Source organism: Mariniphaga sp., assembly GCF_041687215.1.
Classification (GTDB): Bacteria; Bacteroidota; Bacteroidia; order Bacteroidales; family Prolixibacteraceae; genus Mariniphaga.
Window position 1 is genome coordinate 30,393 of sequence record NZ_JAWLCI010000020.1, and the last position, 15,389, is coordinate 45,781.

A 15,389-nucleotide genomic window follows, 5' to 3' on the forward strand; every position below is an offset into this window, starting at 1 on the left:
TATGATTCGCACAGCCATTAGTTGGTGCATTTTTTTAATTTTATGGGCACAATTTTAATATTGACTGAAATGCCTGATAACGCAATTTTTGGAAAACACCAGTTTAAACCTGATGAACACCGCCTGTTTTCCGGCGAACGATTTACCCTGGGAGCTCAACGTAAAAATGAGGGATGGATTCTTTTATTTCCAGATTTTTTTTCCGGTGATGACACTGAAAAACCGGATTTTGAGCAGGGTGAATATTTTCAAACCGGTAAATCAAACTCACTTCTCATTGTTCCTGCGCTTCCTGAAAAACCCCTGCTATTTAAAGGCAGTAAACTTCACGTATCACCCGGGCAAAAACTCACTTTCTTTTTAAAAATCCCTTTAACCATTCAGGTATATTTTTCGAAAATAATTCCTGAAAACCTTTTGAAAGAATTTCCCACCCAGCGTCTTTCCGATACATGGTTTGGCGAGCCATTCGATGGCGAACCGGCTTTTTCCATCGGAAGCGGTTTTTTCATGACAATGGAAGAAGCAGTATTCTCGCCTTTCGAGAGCATTTGTCCGGTAACCATCCATAATAACTCTCACGGCGTTCTCGAGGTAGAGAGACTCATCATCAGGGTGGAAAATATGGGATTGTATCAAAACAAAGAAAATATTATCACCAGTCAGTTGCTTGTTGAATACAGGGGAAAGGAGGTAATTAGCTCGGCAACCTACCATTATTCCAAATCATTTCATGGTGAAAAGGCAGAACTGGTTACCAAACCACGCAGCGAAAGTACCAGAAACCTGCTGAAAATGAATTTTCATTTCATTAAAAACCTATATAAACAGGAAATATGAACATCGAATGGTCAGACTTTTTTACTGCAGCAACCCTTGAAAAAATCATACGGATTGCTGTTATTTTGGCAGTGGGAATTGCTGTTATTTATTTCATTGCCTTTCTTGTAAAAAAAATATTGCCACTGAAATGGTCGCGGCAGCGCAAAATGATTATTGACCGGGCTGTTCAATACACGGGATTTATCATTTTGGTGCTGATTGTAATTTCGGAACTGGAAATTAGCTTGGCACCCATTTTTGGAGCTGCTGGTGTAATTGGCCTTGTTGTGGGTATCGCCTCGCAAACCAGTATTGGAAACATCATTAGCGGTTTTTTTCTGGTGTCGGAAAAATCGTTTGAAATTGGCGATGTCATCAGAATCGGCGACAAAACCGGCACCGTTTACAGCATCGATTTGCTTTCCATAAAAATAAGAACATTCGACAACCTCTTGATTCGAATCCCTAATCAAACGGTTATCAGCACCGAGTTAATCAATGTAACCCGGTTTCCCATTCGCAGGATGGATGTTATTGTAAGTGTTGCCTACAAAGAAGATTTGGGCAAAGTAAAAAGTATTCTCGAGGAGGTTGCCAGACAAAATCCGCTTTGTTTGGACGAACCGGAACCGATTATTATTTTCCAGGCATTTGGAGCCAGCGGAATCGACATTCAACTTGGTGTGTGGACCATCCGTGAAAACTACCTTCAGGTAAAAAATTCTGTTTTCCGCGAAATTAAAGAAGCTTTTAACCGCGAAGGTATTGAAATTCCTTTCCCGCACATCAGTCTTTATACCGGTGAAGAAACGAAGGCGTTTCCGATGGAGGTGAAGAAGTGAAGAAGAGGGAAGTTGGAAGAGGGAAGTCGGAAGTTGGAAGTCGGAAGTCCAGTCGGAAGACCGAAGAGGGAAGTTGGAAGTTGGAAGACTGTCCTTTCATAATTTAAGGTGACAAAAAAGTATAGGGGAGAGAATAAGGAATGTTTGATGTTGCACTCCACTGTCCATGCCTTCCCGCAAATCCTACGCCGGACATCTCCCCTAAAAAGGGGAGAGGATAAGGTTAAATAAAGTGGGGGAGGAGGAGTCGGAAGTCGGGAGTTGGAAGACGGGAGTATTGTTTCGAGTTCAGAGGTTAAATATGTAAAATGAAGCTTGAAAATAAAATTCCAGGTGCTCGAAATAATTGACCTGCCTTTAAATTAAAGAGATTTCGACAGTATGATACACTTTAACTTACTCCTCCATATTACTCAAATGCAGCTCAAGCGCTTTTACCGAAATTTGTATTTCCCAAATGGAGAGGGCCAGCGATGCACAAAGCAGCAAAAGTGCTGCCCCGAAAAAATAAGCTGCAACCAGCAAATAACTCACAAAAAGAAGCAACATGGTGGCCACACACAAAAACAGACTGAAAACGCCAAACAGTTGCATAGTACGGATAAGGTAAAGCCGTTTACGCAGGTTATTGATTTGCCCTTTCAGTACCGAGGTTGGATTCTCTTTATATTGTTTGTAAAGATTACGCACCACGCCGGTATAGGCAATAAACCGGTTGGTGTAGGCCAGCAAAATCAGCGAAACCGCTGAAAATAAAAGGGCCGGAGTTGTAAGTGTAAATGCTTCGTGCATAACTTTTGGTTTAGCTTGTAAAGTTACAAAAAAGAAGATAAGGCACAGAGGCTAATTGCGTTTGCATAGGCCAATCTAATTTTATTCCGGTTTTTTGTTCATTTGTCAGGAGAACCAAAAAGAATTATTCCTATTTTTCGGAAAATAAAAAAACCAGGAATCATGGATTTTCCGTTGTTTCATCTCGATTTTATGGGCAACCGTATGTTGGTTGCTGTTATTGCCATTCTGCACGTTATAATCAACCATGCACTGGCCGTGGGTTTTGCACCATTGGTAACAATTCTGGAATTCAGAGGTTACCTGAAAAGAAAAACCAAACCCGATGAAGGTAAAGCCTGGGACGAAACAGCCCGTAAGCTCATGTTTTTTGCGTTTGTGATTACCACAACTGTGGGTGCACTCACTGGAGTCGGAATATGGTTTGCAGCGTCGCTGGCCAACCCGGCATCGCTCGGTAGCCTCATCCGGGTGTTTTACTTCGCCTGGTTTACCGAGTGGATCATTTTTGTGCTTGAAGTAGTTTTCATCATGATTTATTTCCTCACCTGGAAAAAATCAAACGAATCGCCCAAACGCAAAAGACAGCATATTCTTTTCGGGGTGTGGCTCAGCATTTTCTCCTGGCTTACCATGGCCATAATTGTAGGCATCCTCGCATTTATGATGGACCCGGGCAGTTGGATTGAAAAGAAATCGCTTGTAACCGGATTTTTAAACCCGCTTTATTTGCCGCAACTTGTTTTCCGCACCCCTGTTGCCATGATGATGGCCGGCACCGTAGCGTTAATGTTTGTAGCTTATGCTCTAAAAAAACAGAATAAATGGAAAACCAATATCCTGAAATACATTTCGTTCTGGATTTTGTTATGGATGCCTGTTGCCGCATCGGGTGCATTTTTGTATTACTGGCACATTCCGCGCGCAATGATTGGAAACTTGCCTGTAGCATTCGGCACCCAGCAGTTTCAGGATTGGTACAGTTCGCTGTTAACCGTTATGATTGTAGTAATTGCCATCGGATTTTCCGTTGGTATTTTAGGCACCTTTTCACCCCGCAGGTTACCTAAACACCTGCTGATTATCCCGGTAATTGCTTCGTTTCTGTTTCTCGGTACTTTTGAAAGAATTCGGGAATTTATACGAAAACCTTATGTAATTGGCGAATACATGTATGCCAATGGAATTTTAGTGGATGAATACCCGTTGTATCAGCAAACCGGAATTTTGAAACATTCGCCTTACACAGAATTTTCCGAGGTTACAGAAGAAAACAAGGTAGCTGCCGGCGAGGCTGTTTTTACCCTGGCCTGTACCCGTTGCCACACCACGCACGGCATTAGTTCGGTGGTGCGTAAATTCGAGCGGATGTACGGTACTGAAAATCCGCTGAACGAAGAAGCCATGAAGGTATATATGAAAAATATGCACAACGTAAGATATTACATGCCGCCATTCCCCGGAAACGATGACGAACTGGATGCACTGGCCGCATACCTTGCCGAACAGCAAAAACGGCCAAAAACGCTGGAAGGGCCTCAGATTAAGGGAGTCGATGTAAAAGAAATAAAATTCTAACCTGCTTAAAACCAAAAAAAATGATACTTACTGTTTTAAATCAGATACCTGTTCCGAAAGATATTCCTCTGCCAATGCCATTACCGGAGTGGTTGCTGGTTATTATTTTGGTTTTTTCCTTTTTGTTACACATTCTGTTCATTAACCTGATGATTGGCGGAAGCGTGCTTACCTTTTGGTACGAACTGAAGGGTCAAAAAAATAAAGACTACGATAACCTGGCCCGTGAAATTGCTGCGACAATTACGGTAAATAAAAGTCTGGCAGTGGTATTGGGTGTTGCTCCGCTATTGTCTATTAATGTGCTTTACACACTGTATTTTTATTCCTCAAACGCACTGACCGGAAACATCTGGATTTCAGTGGTTCCCTGGGTAGCTGTATCTTTTCTTCTGCTTTATCTGCACAAATATTCATGGGACCGCTTGGCGGACAACAAACCTGTACATCTTGGAATTTTGGGAATCGGAGTATTCAGCTTTCTGCTCATTCCCTTTATCTTCCTCACCAACATTAATCTGATGCTTTTCCCTGAAAAATGGGGAGAAATTAAGGGATTTTTTGATGCACTCACCCTGCCCAACGTTTTCCCGCGCTATTTTCATTTTATAACGGCTAGTATGGCTATAACAGGATTATTTCTGGCATTTTGGTTCGGGCGCAGAGGATTTACAACGGAAGGCAAATTTGAAACCCTTTTAAAAAGCGAAATCAAAAAACAGATGGTGAACCTGGTACTTGTAGCTACAGGTTCGCAATTCATTTTCGGTCCGTTGTTGTTTTTAACCTTGCCGGGCAAGGGCGTAACCTGGGGACTGTTTTGGGTGATTCTGGCCGGAGCAACCATTGCAGCAATCATTTTGTACCAGCTTTGGAAAATGATCAGTGAAGCCAGTAATATTCCAGGCAAACGATTCTACTGGGTTTTGGGATTGTTTACTTTTTTGGTTGCCTTTATGGGAACAGGCCGCCACATGTATCGCGAAAGCGCCCTGTCAACACACAAGGAAATGATGGCCGAACGCACGGCAGCCCATTGGGAAGCTGTGAGGCAGGCGCATGAAAACCTTTTATTGCCGCAGGTAGAATCAGAAGCAGGTTCATTCACACCCGGACAGGATATTTTTCAAACCAACTGCGCCATTTGCCACGCACCTGCAACGCGGCTGATTGGCCCGGCAATGGCAGAGGCCGCCCCGGTTTACACAAATGATATTGAAGCGCTTAAACAATGGATAAAAGAACCCGGAAGAAAACGGATGGACTATCCTCCAATGGCTGGTTTCCCGCATTTTACAGAGAAACAGCTTACCGATGTGGCTAATTATGTATTGCAAACTGATTGGGAATAAAGTCTGATTTTGGCTCTAAAAAACCTTTGGAAATAAAATTTGTTGTATTTTTCGCCCTGTTTCATAAAACCATTGAAAACGATGAGACTCAGTTCGAGAATGCAATTTCTTTTAAAAAACTTTCTACGCGGAATAGTCTGGCTTGCAGTTATTCTGGGTATTTACTTTTTTTTCGAAGAAATTGTTATCTCAAGAGCACCGGATGCATGGGTTGAACAATTTTATGCCCAACCACTTATCATTTACCTAATCTATTTTGCGTCTGAGTTTTTCTTTGGAATAATTCCTCCCGAACTATTTATGATTTGGGCTTTCAACAAGGGTGGAGTAATCAATTATACACTAACCGTTGCCTTTTTAGCAGTAGTGTCGTATGCACTTGGATATGTAACTTTTTTGATCGGACAATTCATTTATAAAAAAGTCACATTCAGATATGTACGCATTAAATACCTGAAAACGTGGTGGCCCCAGTTAAAAAAATACGGAATTTTTCTTATCATAGTGGCGGCCCTTACTCCCCTGCCCTGGTCAGCCATTTGTTTAATGGTGGGGTCAGCGGGTTACCCCTCAATGCGTTTTCTGAGATATGCCGTCTTTCGTTTAATCAGGTTTGCCGTTTATGGTTTTATTATTTTTCAAACCCACCAGATTTAAATTCTGGCTAAGCCAAAATAAACATCAAAGTTTGTGGTAAACTAAATCGCAAAAAATTCAACCTGAAACTGCAAAAAGTTTTAATTTAGCTTCATTGTTACATTAAAACTGCATAACCATGAAAAAAACTATTTTCCTGATGATGGCTTTTCTTGCAGCCACTCCGTTATTTGCCCAGTCAGATTTTAACGGTCTGAACATGAATATGGGAAACCTGTTCCGTATGTCTGACGCCAAAACCCGTTCTATCAGTCCCGAAAATTTTACAGGTGAAAAAGGCAAAGGTGGAATGGCCATTCCCGACCCCGATGCTCCGGTTAATACGGCCAATGCTACAAATGCAGCCCGCGATTTGGGGCAAGGCTGGAAAGTTAATCCGTTTATTCGCATAAAACCCGGCGAAACATTTACGCTGGCTGAAATTGAAGGCCCTGGAGCTATTCAGCATATTTGGATGACACCTACCGGAAACTGGCGGTTTTCCATCCTCCGGTTTTACTGGGACGATGAGGAAACACCATCGGTGGAGGTGCCGGTGGGCGATTTTTTTGCCATGGGCTGGAATGAATATGCACCACTCAGTTCGCTGGCCATTTGTGTAAATCCGGGCAGTGCTTTTAATTGTTACTGGCAAATGCCTTTCCACAAAAAATGCAAAATTACCATGGAAAATATAAACGACCAGGACGAAATGAGGCTCTATTACCAGATTGATTATACCCTGACTGATTTTCCCGATGATGCGGCTTATTTTCATGCTCAGTTCCGCCGGACAAACCCTAATGAAACTTCAGATTATACTGTTGTTGAAAACATTAAAGGCAAAGGCCAATTTGTCGGTCTTTACATGGCCTGGGGAGTTAACAAAAACGGATGGTGGGGCGAGGGTGAAATAAAGTTTTTTATGGATGGAGACACCAAATTCCCAACCATTTGCGGAACAGGTACAGAAGATTATTTCTGCGGTTCGTACAATTTCGACAGGGGCGGTCAATACACCGTTTTCAATACTCCTTATGCCGGTTTGCACCAGGTTATCAAACCCGACGGTGCATACAAATCGCAGCAACGGTTTGGCCTTTACCGGTGGCATATTCTTGATCCCATTCGGTTTGAAAAAGATTTAAAAGTAACCATTCAGGATTTGGGCTGGCGACACGGAGGAAGGTATCTTCCGCAAAAATCAGATATCTCTTCGGTGGCGTTCTGGTACCAGGCCGAACCACACGGCAAATTTCCAAAACTGCCGGAATGGGAGAAACTTGAAGTAAACTAATAAACTGAACAGAACGGAAAATTAATTTTTAAAAAGCAGTTTCTAAAGCAATCAGAAATTTCACATGGAAAACCATAGAATAATACCCAGGGGAATTGTGTGGCCATTTATTTTGTTAACGTCCCTGTTTTTTGCATGGGCCATTCCCAACAATTTAACCGACACCATGCTGGCTGCATTCAAACGGATTATGAGCCTGACGGACTCCAAAACCGCCTGGATACAGTTGGCGTGTTACCTGTTTGGATACGGAGGGTTTGCCATTCCGGCAGCGTTGTTCATAAAAAAATACACCTATAAATCGGGAGTTCTGGCAGGACTTGGACTGTACTCCACCGGAACTTTTATGTTTTATCCTGCCATGCTGCTGGCCGGGGTAAACATTAACATCAGTTTTTTAATGTTTCTGCTGGCTCTGGTTATTCTTTTTGCAGGCCTTTCCATTCTCGAAACCTCGGCCAATTCGTACGTTTATGCCATTGGGCCGGAACAAACCGGAACACAACGGTTAAATTTTGCACAGTCGTTTAATCCGTTTGGCGCCATTACCGGCGTAGTGCTGAGCCAGATTTTTGTGTTGTCGCAGTTAAATACGCTCAGTGCCGAAGAGCGGGCAGCCCTGCCTGTGGAAGAACTGATAAAAATTCAGGGAACTGAACTGAGTGCCGTTACCACCACGTATGTAGCTCTTGGTCTGGTTATGGTAGTGATTTTACTGGCTATTTATTTTACCAAAATGCCTTATGCAAAAGAGGAAGACAAAAAACTGGATTTCGGCGGTACATTCCGCAGGTTAATGAAAAATAAAAACTACGTTTGGGGCGTAATTGCCCAGTTCTTTTATGTGGGAGCACAAATTGCCGTCTGGTCGTTTATCATCAGGTATGTGATGCAACAAATGCAATTGGATACTGTTGTTGCAGAATTTGGGAAAAATGCCCCACCTGAACAAATCATTTCACGGTTGAGAAACATCGAACCACTTGCAGCCGGATTTTATAATATCACCGAAATGCTGGGAGTTAAAGCTTTTTTACCACGAACTGCCGAGCAGGCCGGTGCAACCTACTACATAATTTCTTTGATACTATTTGTAATCGGGCGGTTCACCTTCACCTGGTTGATGAAATATTTTAAACCGCGCACACTGTTAACAACCCTGTCGATTTTAGCTTTGATATTCAGCCTGATAACTATTTACGGAGAGGGTTGGATTGGCATTTACGCACTGGTTTGTATTTCGGGTTGTATGTCGCTGATGTTCCCAACCATTTACGGACTTGGCATTTCCGGACTTGGGAAAGACACAAAAATTGGTGGGGCCGGAATGATTATGGCCATTGCCGGTGCAGCGGTTTTAACGCAAATTCAGGGAATCGTTTCCGACCAGTCGGGCAGTATAAAACTGGCCTTTTGGGTGCCTGCTGTCGCATTTATGATTATTGCATATTACAGTGCAATCATCAGCCGTAAAAAAGCAGTTAATGTTTAAAGCATGTAAAACAAGCACTGGCTTTTGTTGTTATTACCATTGAGAATTTGAATAATAATTCATGTTGAAAAAGTTAAAAGAAAAGTGGAACATCAAAAGCAACTTACAATTGGTTTTAATTCTTGTAATCTTTTCAGTAACCGGAAGTGCATCATTGGTTGTTAGAAAATTTGTTTTCGAGTGGCTCGGAATTACAACTGATACAAGTTTATGGATTAAAGTTCCGCTTTATGTGCTGATAATCGTTCCTGCATACCAAATCCTGTTTATGGTTATCGGAACCTTATTCGGACAGTTTAGGTTTGCCTGGGAATTTGAAAAAAGGGTTTTTTCGCGTTTTAAATTTAAAAAATGAAGATTTTTACACTCATATTAATCACATTGTTTATGAATAATTTTTCAGAACAAAATAAAAAAACTGAACTGGCAACGCTTGGTGGTGGCTGTTTTTGGTGTACTGAAGCAGTTTTCCTTGAAATGCAAGGAGTTGAAAAAGTGGTTCCCGGATACAGCGGGGGGCATGTTAAAAATCCGGCTTACCGCGAAGTGACCACTGGAAGAACAGGCCATGCCGAAGTTGTGCAAATTACATTCAATCCCGAAATCACAACTTTTTCAGAAATCCTGGAGGTGTTTTTTAAAACACACGATCCCACTACGCTGAACCGGCAGGGAAATGATGTTGGTACACAATACCGTTCGGCCATTTTTTACCACAACGAAGAACAAAAACAAATTGCTGAAAAAGTGATTGCGCTTTTTGAACAGGAAAAAGTTTACGATGACCCGATTGTAACAGAAGTAACTCCTTTTGAAGCGTTTTACCTGGCCGAAGATTACCATCATAACTATTTTGCACGAAATAAAAATCAACCCTATTGCCAGTTTGTTGTGGCACCAAAAGTGGAAAAATTCAGAAAAATTTTTAAAGAAAAAGTAAAATAAATCCAACAAAAAACGGAGCTCAATTAAAAGCTCCGTTCCTTTTTATCAAATGATTTTCAAAAAATTATAATTCTCTAATCCAGATATTTCTGAAACTTACCGGATTGCCATGATCCTGAAGCGAAATGCTACCCGGCCCATGTTTTTTTACACTGTACTCGGGAATTCCAATGTATTCTGTGGGGCCCCGCATTTTTACGTTATTCTGAACCAAAACTCCATTGTGCAAAACAGTTACGGTGGGAGGAGTAAAGTAGGTACCGTTGTCGTTAAACCGGGGTGCAGTATAAATGATGTCGTAGGTCTGCCATTCGCCCGGAGCTTTGCAGGCATTTACCAGGGGCGCATGTTGTTTGTAAACACTTCCGGCCTGACCGTTACGGTAAGTGCGGTTGTCATAATTGTCGAGCACCTGCACCTCATATCTTTCCTGCAGAAATACGCCGCTGTTGCCGCGTCCCTGACTGGTTCCCACAACTTCAGAAGGTGAACGCCACTCAATGTGCAACTGGAAATCTTCGAAAACACGTTTGGTTTTTATACCTCCCTGGCCTTTTACTACGGTAACGCAACCGTCTTCCACTGTCCAGCCCGGTTCGCCTCCGTTCCCATTGGTCCACTCCCTGCCAATATCAACACCATCAAACAGCACAATGGCATCCGATGGCGCATCGAGCGGAGTCGCCCCGGGTTTAATAACAGGGACTTCCGGGTCCCAGATTTCAGTCATTTCGGGCTTCATCGGCATAGGCCCATCGGTTTGTGCAAAAACTCCAAATGCTGCAAATAACAACATAATAGAAAAAATTGTAGTCTTTCTCATCTTCTGATTTTTTTAATTTAGTCGATTAAATCAATAATTCGTTGGGTCAATATCTCTTTAAATTTTAACGAAATTTTTGAGACTTTCCTAATTATCAATGACTCATTTAACAGAAAAATCTTATGAATTCGTACGTAACTTTTTAAAGGTAAAACACTGGTTAAATAATCTTCATCTTCAATATTTACAGAAAGACCATCGTTCTTTACCTTAGATGTAATCTGTATAAGAAGATAATCCCCTGTCTGATTAACCCTATTGTTTGAAATTACCAGGGCAGGCCTTTTTTTAAACTGAGATGCATTGGTAAAAGGGAATGAAACGGCAACAATATCACCTTGTTCGAACATGAATTTACTTTAAAGAAGTTTATCCCATCGATCATCCTCATCACTACTCCATTCTTCAGCCAAACTTTTTTCTGCAACCATGGATACAATATCAAGATCACTATTTTTGATACGGTACGATTCCAGGTAGTCAAGCTTTTCCAAAACTCTTTTCAATCTCAAAAAATTTGACCTTTTTACTCTTATTTCAACTGTTTCCATTTTATCAAGATTTTTCCTCGCTCAAAAATAACAAAAAAGTCTGGCTAAAGTCCCAACTCATTCATAATCGCTTCAATTTTGGCATCGGCTGTTTTTTCAGCTTCGTCAAACTGAGCGCGTGATTTCAGTTCACCTTTCACTTCAAAATAAAACTTGATTTTAGGTTCAGTTCCCGAGGGCCGCACCGAAATTTTGGTACCGTCCTGTGTAAAAAACTGAAGCACGTTGGACGTTACTTTCTGGTCGATTTTTTTCTCTTCGCCTGTAATCAGATTTTTAGCTACTAGGGTGGAATAGTCTTTTACCCATTCCATTGGTGAACCTCCCAATTTCCGTGGCGGGTTATTCCGAAATTCACTCATCATTTGCTGAATTTCGTCGGCGCCTTTTTTGCCCGGGCGAACAACCGATTTCAATTTTTCCTTCGAAAATCCGTATTCGAGGTAAATGTCCTGAAGAAGTTCATAAAGCGTTTTCCCCTGGTCGATTGCCCAGGCAGCAATTTCAGCCATCAGCGCACAGGAAGAAACTGCATCTTTATCGCGAACAAAATCGGCAGGCATGAATCCGAAACTTTCTTCACCTCCGCCAATGTATTTTTGTTTTCCTTCCTGTTCGCGAATCACTTCGGCAATGAATTTAAAACCGGTGTAAACATCATAATATCCGATGTTGTTTTTTCGTGCAATTTCTGCAATCAGTTCTGTGGAAACAATAGTTTTTACAACAAATTCATTGCCCTGCATTTTGCCGGCTTCCTTCATTTTGGTAATAATATAATAAATGAAAATGAGCGCAGTTTGGTTGCCGTTAACAATGATGTATTCTCCCTTGTCGTTTTTCACAGCAACTCCCAGGCGATCACCATCGGGGTCGCTGGCCATTACCAAATCAGCATCTACTTCATAAGCTTTTTTAATGGCCATTTCCATGGCGGCTTTCTCTTCAGGGTTTGGCGAAACAACGGTTGGAAAATCGCCGCTCACCACATCCTGTTCCGGAATATTTATAATATTGGTAAAGCCAAACTTCCGAAGCGCGGCAGGCACCATTTTTACTGTAGTTCCGTGAATGGGTGTAAAAATAATTTTCATGTTTTTGTGCCGCTCCACCACATCGGGCGAAATGGAAACAGTTTTTACCATCTCCAAAAACTTTTCATCCATTTCCTTGCCCATGATTTCAATCAGATCATCCGGTCCGTCAAACTTTATGTCTTCCACTTTAACCTTTGAAACCTCGTTCACAATATTGACATCGTGTGGGGCAACAATCTGGGAACCGTCGTCCCAATAGGCTTTGTAACCATTGTATTCCTTTGGATTATGCGACGCCGTAAGAATTATTCCGCTCTGGCAACCTAATTCTCTTATGGCAAACGAAAGCTCTGGGGTAGGTCTTAAATCTTCAAACAAATAAGCTTTTATTCCGTTGGCGGCAAACACTTTGGCGCTGCTTTCGGCAAATGTCCGGCTATTGTTCCGGCAGTCGTGGCCAATGGCCACTTTTATTTGTGGCAGGTCGGCAAAATTTTTCTTCAGGTAGTTGCAAAGTCCCTGGTTGGCAGCCCCAATGGTGTATTTGTTCACACGGTTTGTTCCGGCGCCCATTATGCCGCGAAGTCCGCCGGTACCAAATTCGAGATTCCTGTAAAAAGAATCAATTAGTTTAGTTGAATCTTCTGCATCGAGCATGAGTTGAACTTCTTTCCGGGTTTCTTCGTCGTATGTATCCGAAAGCCATTCCTGCGCTTTTTCGCGAACCTTTTTCAGTAATTCTTTATTATCCATGGTATTATTTCTTTTGAAGTTTATTTATGCAAATTTTTAGACTGTCTTTCCAGTATGGAATTTCCAGATTAAAAGTAACTTTTATTTTCGATTTATTCAAGACACTGTAGTTTGGTCGTTTTGCGGCAGTGGGAAATTCTTCCGATAAAACGGGAAGTATTTTACAGTCCATCAGGGCCAGTTCGAAAATGGCTTTGGCAAAGTCGTACCAACTGGCCACCCCTTCGTTGGAATAGTGGTAAATTCCGGAATTGCATTTATCCGGCTGTTCAACACAATATTTTATAATATGAAGAATAGCTTTTGCCAAATCTCCGGCAAAAGTGGGCGTGCCAATCTGGTCAAAAACCACTTTCAGCATTTCACGTTCCTGCCCGAGCTTAAGCATGGTTTTCACAAAGTTATTTCCAAACGAAGAGTAAAGCCACGATGTACGAACAACTATTGTATTTGGATTTACATTCAAACTTCGCGCCTCTCCTTCCTGTTTTGTTTTCCCGTAAACCCCCAATGGTTTAACCGGATCATTTTCAGTGTAAGGCAAAAACGAATTTCCATCAAAAACGTAATCAGTAGAAATATGAATAAACCCGGCATTTTGATTTTTCGCTGTCCCGGCTAAAATTTCCGGCGCCAAAGCATTCACTTTGCGCGCTGTTTCTGCATCCGATTCAGCTTTGTCAACTGCTGTGTATGCCGCGCAATTCACCACAAAATCAGGTTTGTTTTCAAGAAAAAAAACATCAACTTCATGTTCATTGGTAATATCAAGCGAATCTACATCAGTAAAAAGAAACTGCCAGTCGGGATAATTCACCGATAATTCTTTCAACTCGTTACCCAATTGTCCGTAAGCTCCGGTTACCAGTACCTTCATCCAACCTTAAAATTTAAAGTTCATTTCTGCGTTCTTAAATAAAGGTGCGTTTAAATCTTTTTCAGAAACGATTGAATTTTCCGCATCCAATTGCCAGTCGATATTCAAATCCGAATCGTTAATATTTATGGCACGTTCTGAATCGCGGTTATAGGCGTTATCAATTTTATAGGAGAAAATGGCAGTATCGCTTAACACAGAAAACCCGTGTGCAAATCCGCGTGGAATAAACAGTTGTTTTTTTGAATCATCGTTAAGTTCCATTCCAAACCATTTTCCAAAAGTTGGCGAACCTTTACGTAAATCGAGCGCCACATCGTAAACCCGGCCCTGCACTACCCGCACCAGTTTAGCCTGCGACCACGGTTCCAACTGGTAATGCAGTCCGCGAACAACTCCACGTAACGATTTCGATTCATTATCCTGAACAAAACCGGCAAAAATTCCCGCTTTTTTATACCGTTCTTCCTGCCACGATTCAAAAAAGTAACCTCTGGAATCTCCATGAACCCGAGGTTCAATAATTAATAGTCCCGGTAACGGTGTTTCTTTAATTTTCATACAACCCTTAATAAGATAAAATTTGTCTGTCAGCCAGCCGCAAAAGGTACTCGCCATACTGATTTTTACTCAGGGGTTTTGCAAGCTCAAGAAGCTGTTCGCGCGAAATGAAACCCTTTTTAAAGGCAATTTCCTCAATGCACGACACTTTAAGTCCCTGTCGCTGTTCAATGGTGGCAATAAAATTGGAAGCCTGCAGCAGACTGTCGTGTGTTCCGGTGTCGAGCCAGGCAAATCCGCGTCCGAGCAGTTGTACATCTAACCGGTTTTCTTCAAGATAAATCCGGTTCAAATCTGTGATTTCCAATTCTCCGCGAGCCGAAGGTTTCAGGCTTTTGGCTTTTTCTACTACATCGTTCGAGTAAAAATACAAGCCTGTTACTGCATAACTCGATTTAGGTTTTTGCGGCTTTTCTTCTATTGAAATAACTTTCCTTTCTTCATTAAACTCAACCACACCATAACGCTGCGGATCTTTCACGTAATAACCGAAAACAATGGCTCCATCTTCAAGTTTAGCCGATTCCTCCACAATTTTTCTAAAATTATATCCGTAAAAAATGTTATCGCCCAAAATCAAACATACATTTTCATCGCCTATAAATTCTTCACCTAAAATAAATGCCTGTGCCAAACCATCGGGCGAGGGTTGTATTTTGTACGAAATTTTTAAACCAAGTTGCTCTCCGGTACCAAAAAGCTCTTCATACAATTTAATATCGGTTGGAGTTGAAATAATGAGAATTTCACGAATTCCAGCCAACATTAAAATGGATAACGGATAATAAATCATTGGTTTGTCGTAAACCGGAATAATTTGTTTCGAAATAGAACGTGTTATGGGGTAAAGTCTGGTACCTGCCCCTCCTGCGAGAATAATACCTTTCATGTTATTTGGTTTAATAATTTTTTAAAATGAAATTCAAAATTAATAAAATTCAGCGGCCCGGCATTATTTGCGGTTAAGAAAACGTACCGGCAGGTTTGAGTTTTTATTTTTAAACCAAATCCGTTTTCAGCTAAAATAATTA

General features: G+C 41.5%; 17 protein-coding genes. 9 read left to right on the top strand and 8 right to left on the bottom strand.

Features of this window, described 5'->3' with window-relative positions; genetic code table 11:
- The first annotated feature begins 69 nt into the window (after positions 1–69).
- Together ACESMA_RS09095 and ACESMA_RS09100 are read left to right on the top strand one after the other, a co-directional pair.
- On the top strand, positions 70–840 hold the full coding sequence (locus ACESMA_RS09095; protein WP_372948484.1) for a DUF432 domain-containing protein: 771 nt from the start codon (positions 70–72) through the stop codon (positions 838–840).
- On the top strand, positions 837–1,664 hold the full coding sequence (locus tag ACESMA_RS09100) for a mechanosensitive ion channel family protein (protein ID WP_372948485.1): 828 nt from the start codon (positions 837–839) through the stop codon (positions 1,662–1,664). Before ACESMA_RS09095 ends, ACESMA_RS09100 begins: the two co-directional genes overlap by 4 nt.
- Before the next feature lie 396 nt (positions 1,665–2,060).
- Here the strand turns inward: ACESMA_RS09100 and ACESMA_RS09105 are convergent, their stop codons facing one another.
- Positions 2,061–2,456, bottom strand: coding sequence for a DUF2721 domain-containing protein (locus tag ACESMA_RS09105; protein WP_372948486.1), 396 nt, complete (start codon positions 2,454–2,456; stop codon positions 2,061–2,063).
- A gap of 162 nt (positions 2,457–2,618) precedes the next feature.
- Between ACESMA_RS09105 and ACESMA_RS09110 the strand changes: the two genes are divergently transcribed.
- The 7 genes from ACESMA_RS09110 to msrA all read left to right on the top strand — a co-directional run bounded on the left by ACESMA_RS09110 (position 2,619) and on the right by msrA (position 9,756).
- Complete coding sequence (locus ACESMA_RS09110) at positions 2,619–4,034, top strand: c-type cytochrome (protein ID WP_372948487.1); 1,416 nt, start codon at positions 2,619–2,621, stop codon at positions 4,032–4,034.
- 20 nt (positions 4,035–4,054) lie between these two features.
- Positions 4,055–5,386 carry a c-type cytochrome gene (locus tag ACESMA_RS09115; protein WP_372948488.1) on the top strand — a complete coding sequence of 444 codons (1,332 nt, stop codon included), beginning with the start codon at positions 4,055–4,057 and terminating at the stop codon, positions 5,384–5,386.
- Between the two features lie 81 nt (positions 5,387–5,467).
- Positions 5,468–6,043, top strand: a complete 576-nt coding sequence (locus tag ACESMA_RS09120) for a hypothetical protein (RefSeq protein ID WP_372948489.1) — start codon at positions 5,468–5,470, stop codon at positions 6,041–6,043.
- A 118-nt stretch (positions 6,044–6,161) separates the two neighbouring features.
- A complete protein-coding gene (locus ACESMA_RS09125; protein WP_372948490.1) occupies positions 6,162–7,319 on the top strand; it encodes a glycoside hydrolase family 172 protein in 1,158 nt (385 codons plus the stop codon).
- 64 nt (positions 7,320–7,383) lie between these two features.
- Positions 7,384–8,811, top strand: coding sequence for an L-fucose:H+ symporter permease (fucP, locus tag ACESMA_RS09130; protein ID WP_372948491.1), 1,428 nt, complete (start codon positions 7,384–7,386; stop codon positions 8,809–8,811).
- Between the two features lie 61 nt (positions 8,812–8,872).
- Positions 8,873–9,166: a DUF6787 family protein gene (locus ACESMA_RS09135; protein ID WP_372948492.1), complete on the top strand. Its 294-nt coding sequence runs from the start codon at positions 8,873–8,875 to the stop codon at positions 9,164–9,166.
- Positions 9,163–9,756, top strand: coding sequence for a peptide-methionine (S)-S-oxide reductase MsrA (msrA, locus tag ACESMA_RS09140; protein WP_372948493.1), 594 nt, complete (start codon positions 9,163–9,165; stop codon positions 9,754–9,756). The genes ACESMA_RS09135 and msrA overlap by 4 nt, the downstream gene beginning before the upstream one ends.
- A 64-nt stretch (positions 9,757–9,820) precedes the next feature.
- On the opposite strand, the gene ACESMA_RS09145 is transcribed toward msrA, so the two are convergent.
- From ACESMA_RS09145 to rfbA, 7 genes are all read right to left on the bottom strand, one after another.
- Positions 9,821–10,579 (bottom strand): DUF1080 domain-containing protein, encoded by a 759-nt coding sequence (locus tag ACESMA_RS09145; RefSeq protein ID WP_372948494.1) that lies wholly within the window; start codon positions 10,577–10,579, stop codon positions 9,821–9,823.
- A gap of 17 nt (positions 10,580–10,596) precedes the next feature.
- Positions 10,597–10,929, bottom strand: a complete 333-nt coding sequence (locus ACESMA_RS09150) for a type II toxin-antitoxin system PemK/MazF family toxin (RefSeq protein ID WP_372948495.1) — start codon at positions 10,927–10,929, stop codon at positions 10,597–10,599.
- A gap of 9 nt (positions 10,930–10,938) precedes the next feature.
- Positions 10,939–11,091, bottom strand: coding sequence for a hypothetical protein (locus ACESMA_RS09155; protein WP_372948496.1), 153 nt, complete (start codon positions 11,089–11,091; stop codon positions 10,939–10,941).
- 83 nt (positions 11,092–11,174) lie between these two features.
- On the bottom strand, positions 11,175–12,920 hold the full coding sequence (locus ACESMA_RS09160; RefSeq protein ID WP_372948497.1) for a phospho-sugar mutase: 1,746 nt from the start codon (positions 12,918–12,920) through the stop codon (positions 11,175–11,177).
- Positions 12,921–12,924: 4 nt separating this feature from the next.
- Positions 12,925–13,797: a dTDP-4-dehydrorhamnose reductase gene (rfbD, locus tag ACESMA_RS09165; RefSeq protein ID WP_372948498.1), complete on the bottom strand. Its 873-nt coding sequence runs from the start codon at positions 13,795–13,797 to the stop codon at positions 12,925–12,927.
- Between the two features lie 6 nt (positions 13,798–13,803).
- Positions 13,804–14,358, bottom strand: coding sequence for a dTDP-4-dehydrorhamnose 3,5-epimerase (gene rfbC / locus ACESMA_RS09170; protein ID WP_372948499.1), 555 nt, complete (start codon positions 14,356–14,358; stop codon positions 13,804–13,806).
- Positions 14,359–14,365: 7 nt separating this feature from the next.
- On the bottom strand, positions 14,366–15,247 hold the full coding sequence (rfbA, locus tag ACESMA_RS09175) for a glucose-1-phosphate thymidylyltransferase RfbA (protein ID WP_372948500.1): 882 nt from the start codon (positions 15,245–15,247) through the stop codon (positions 14,366–14,368).
- Between the last annotated feature and the right edge of the window lie 142 nt (positions 15,248–15,389).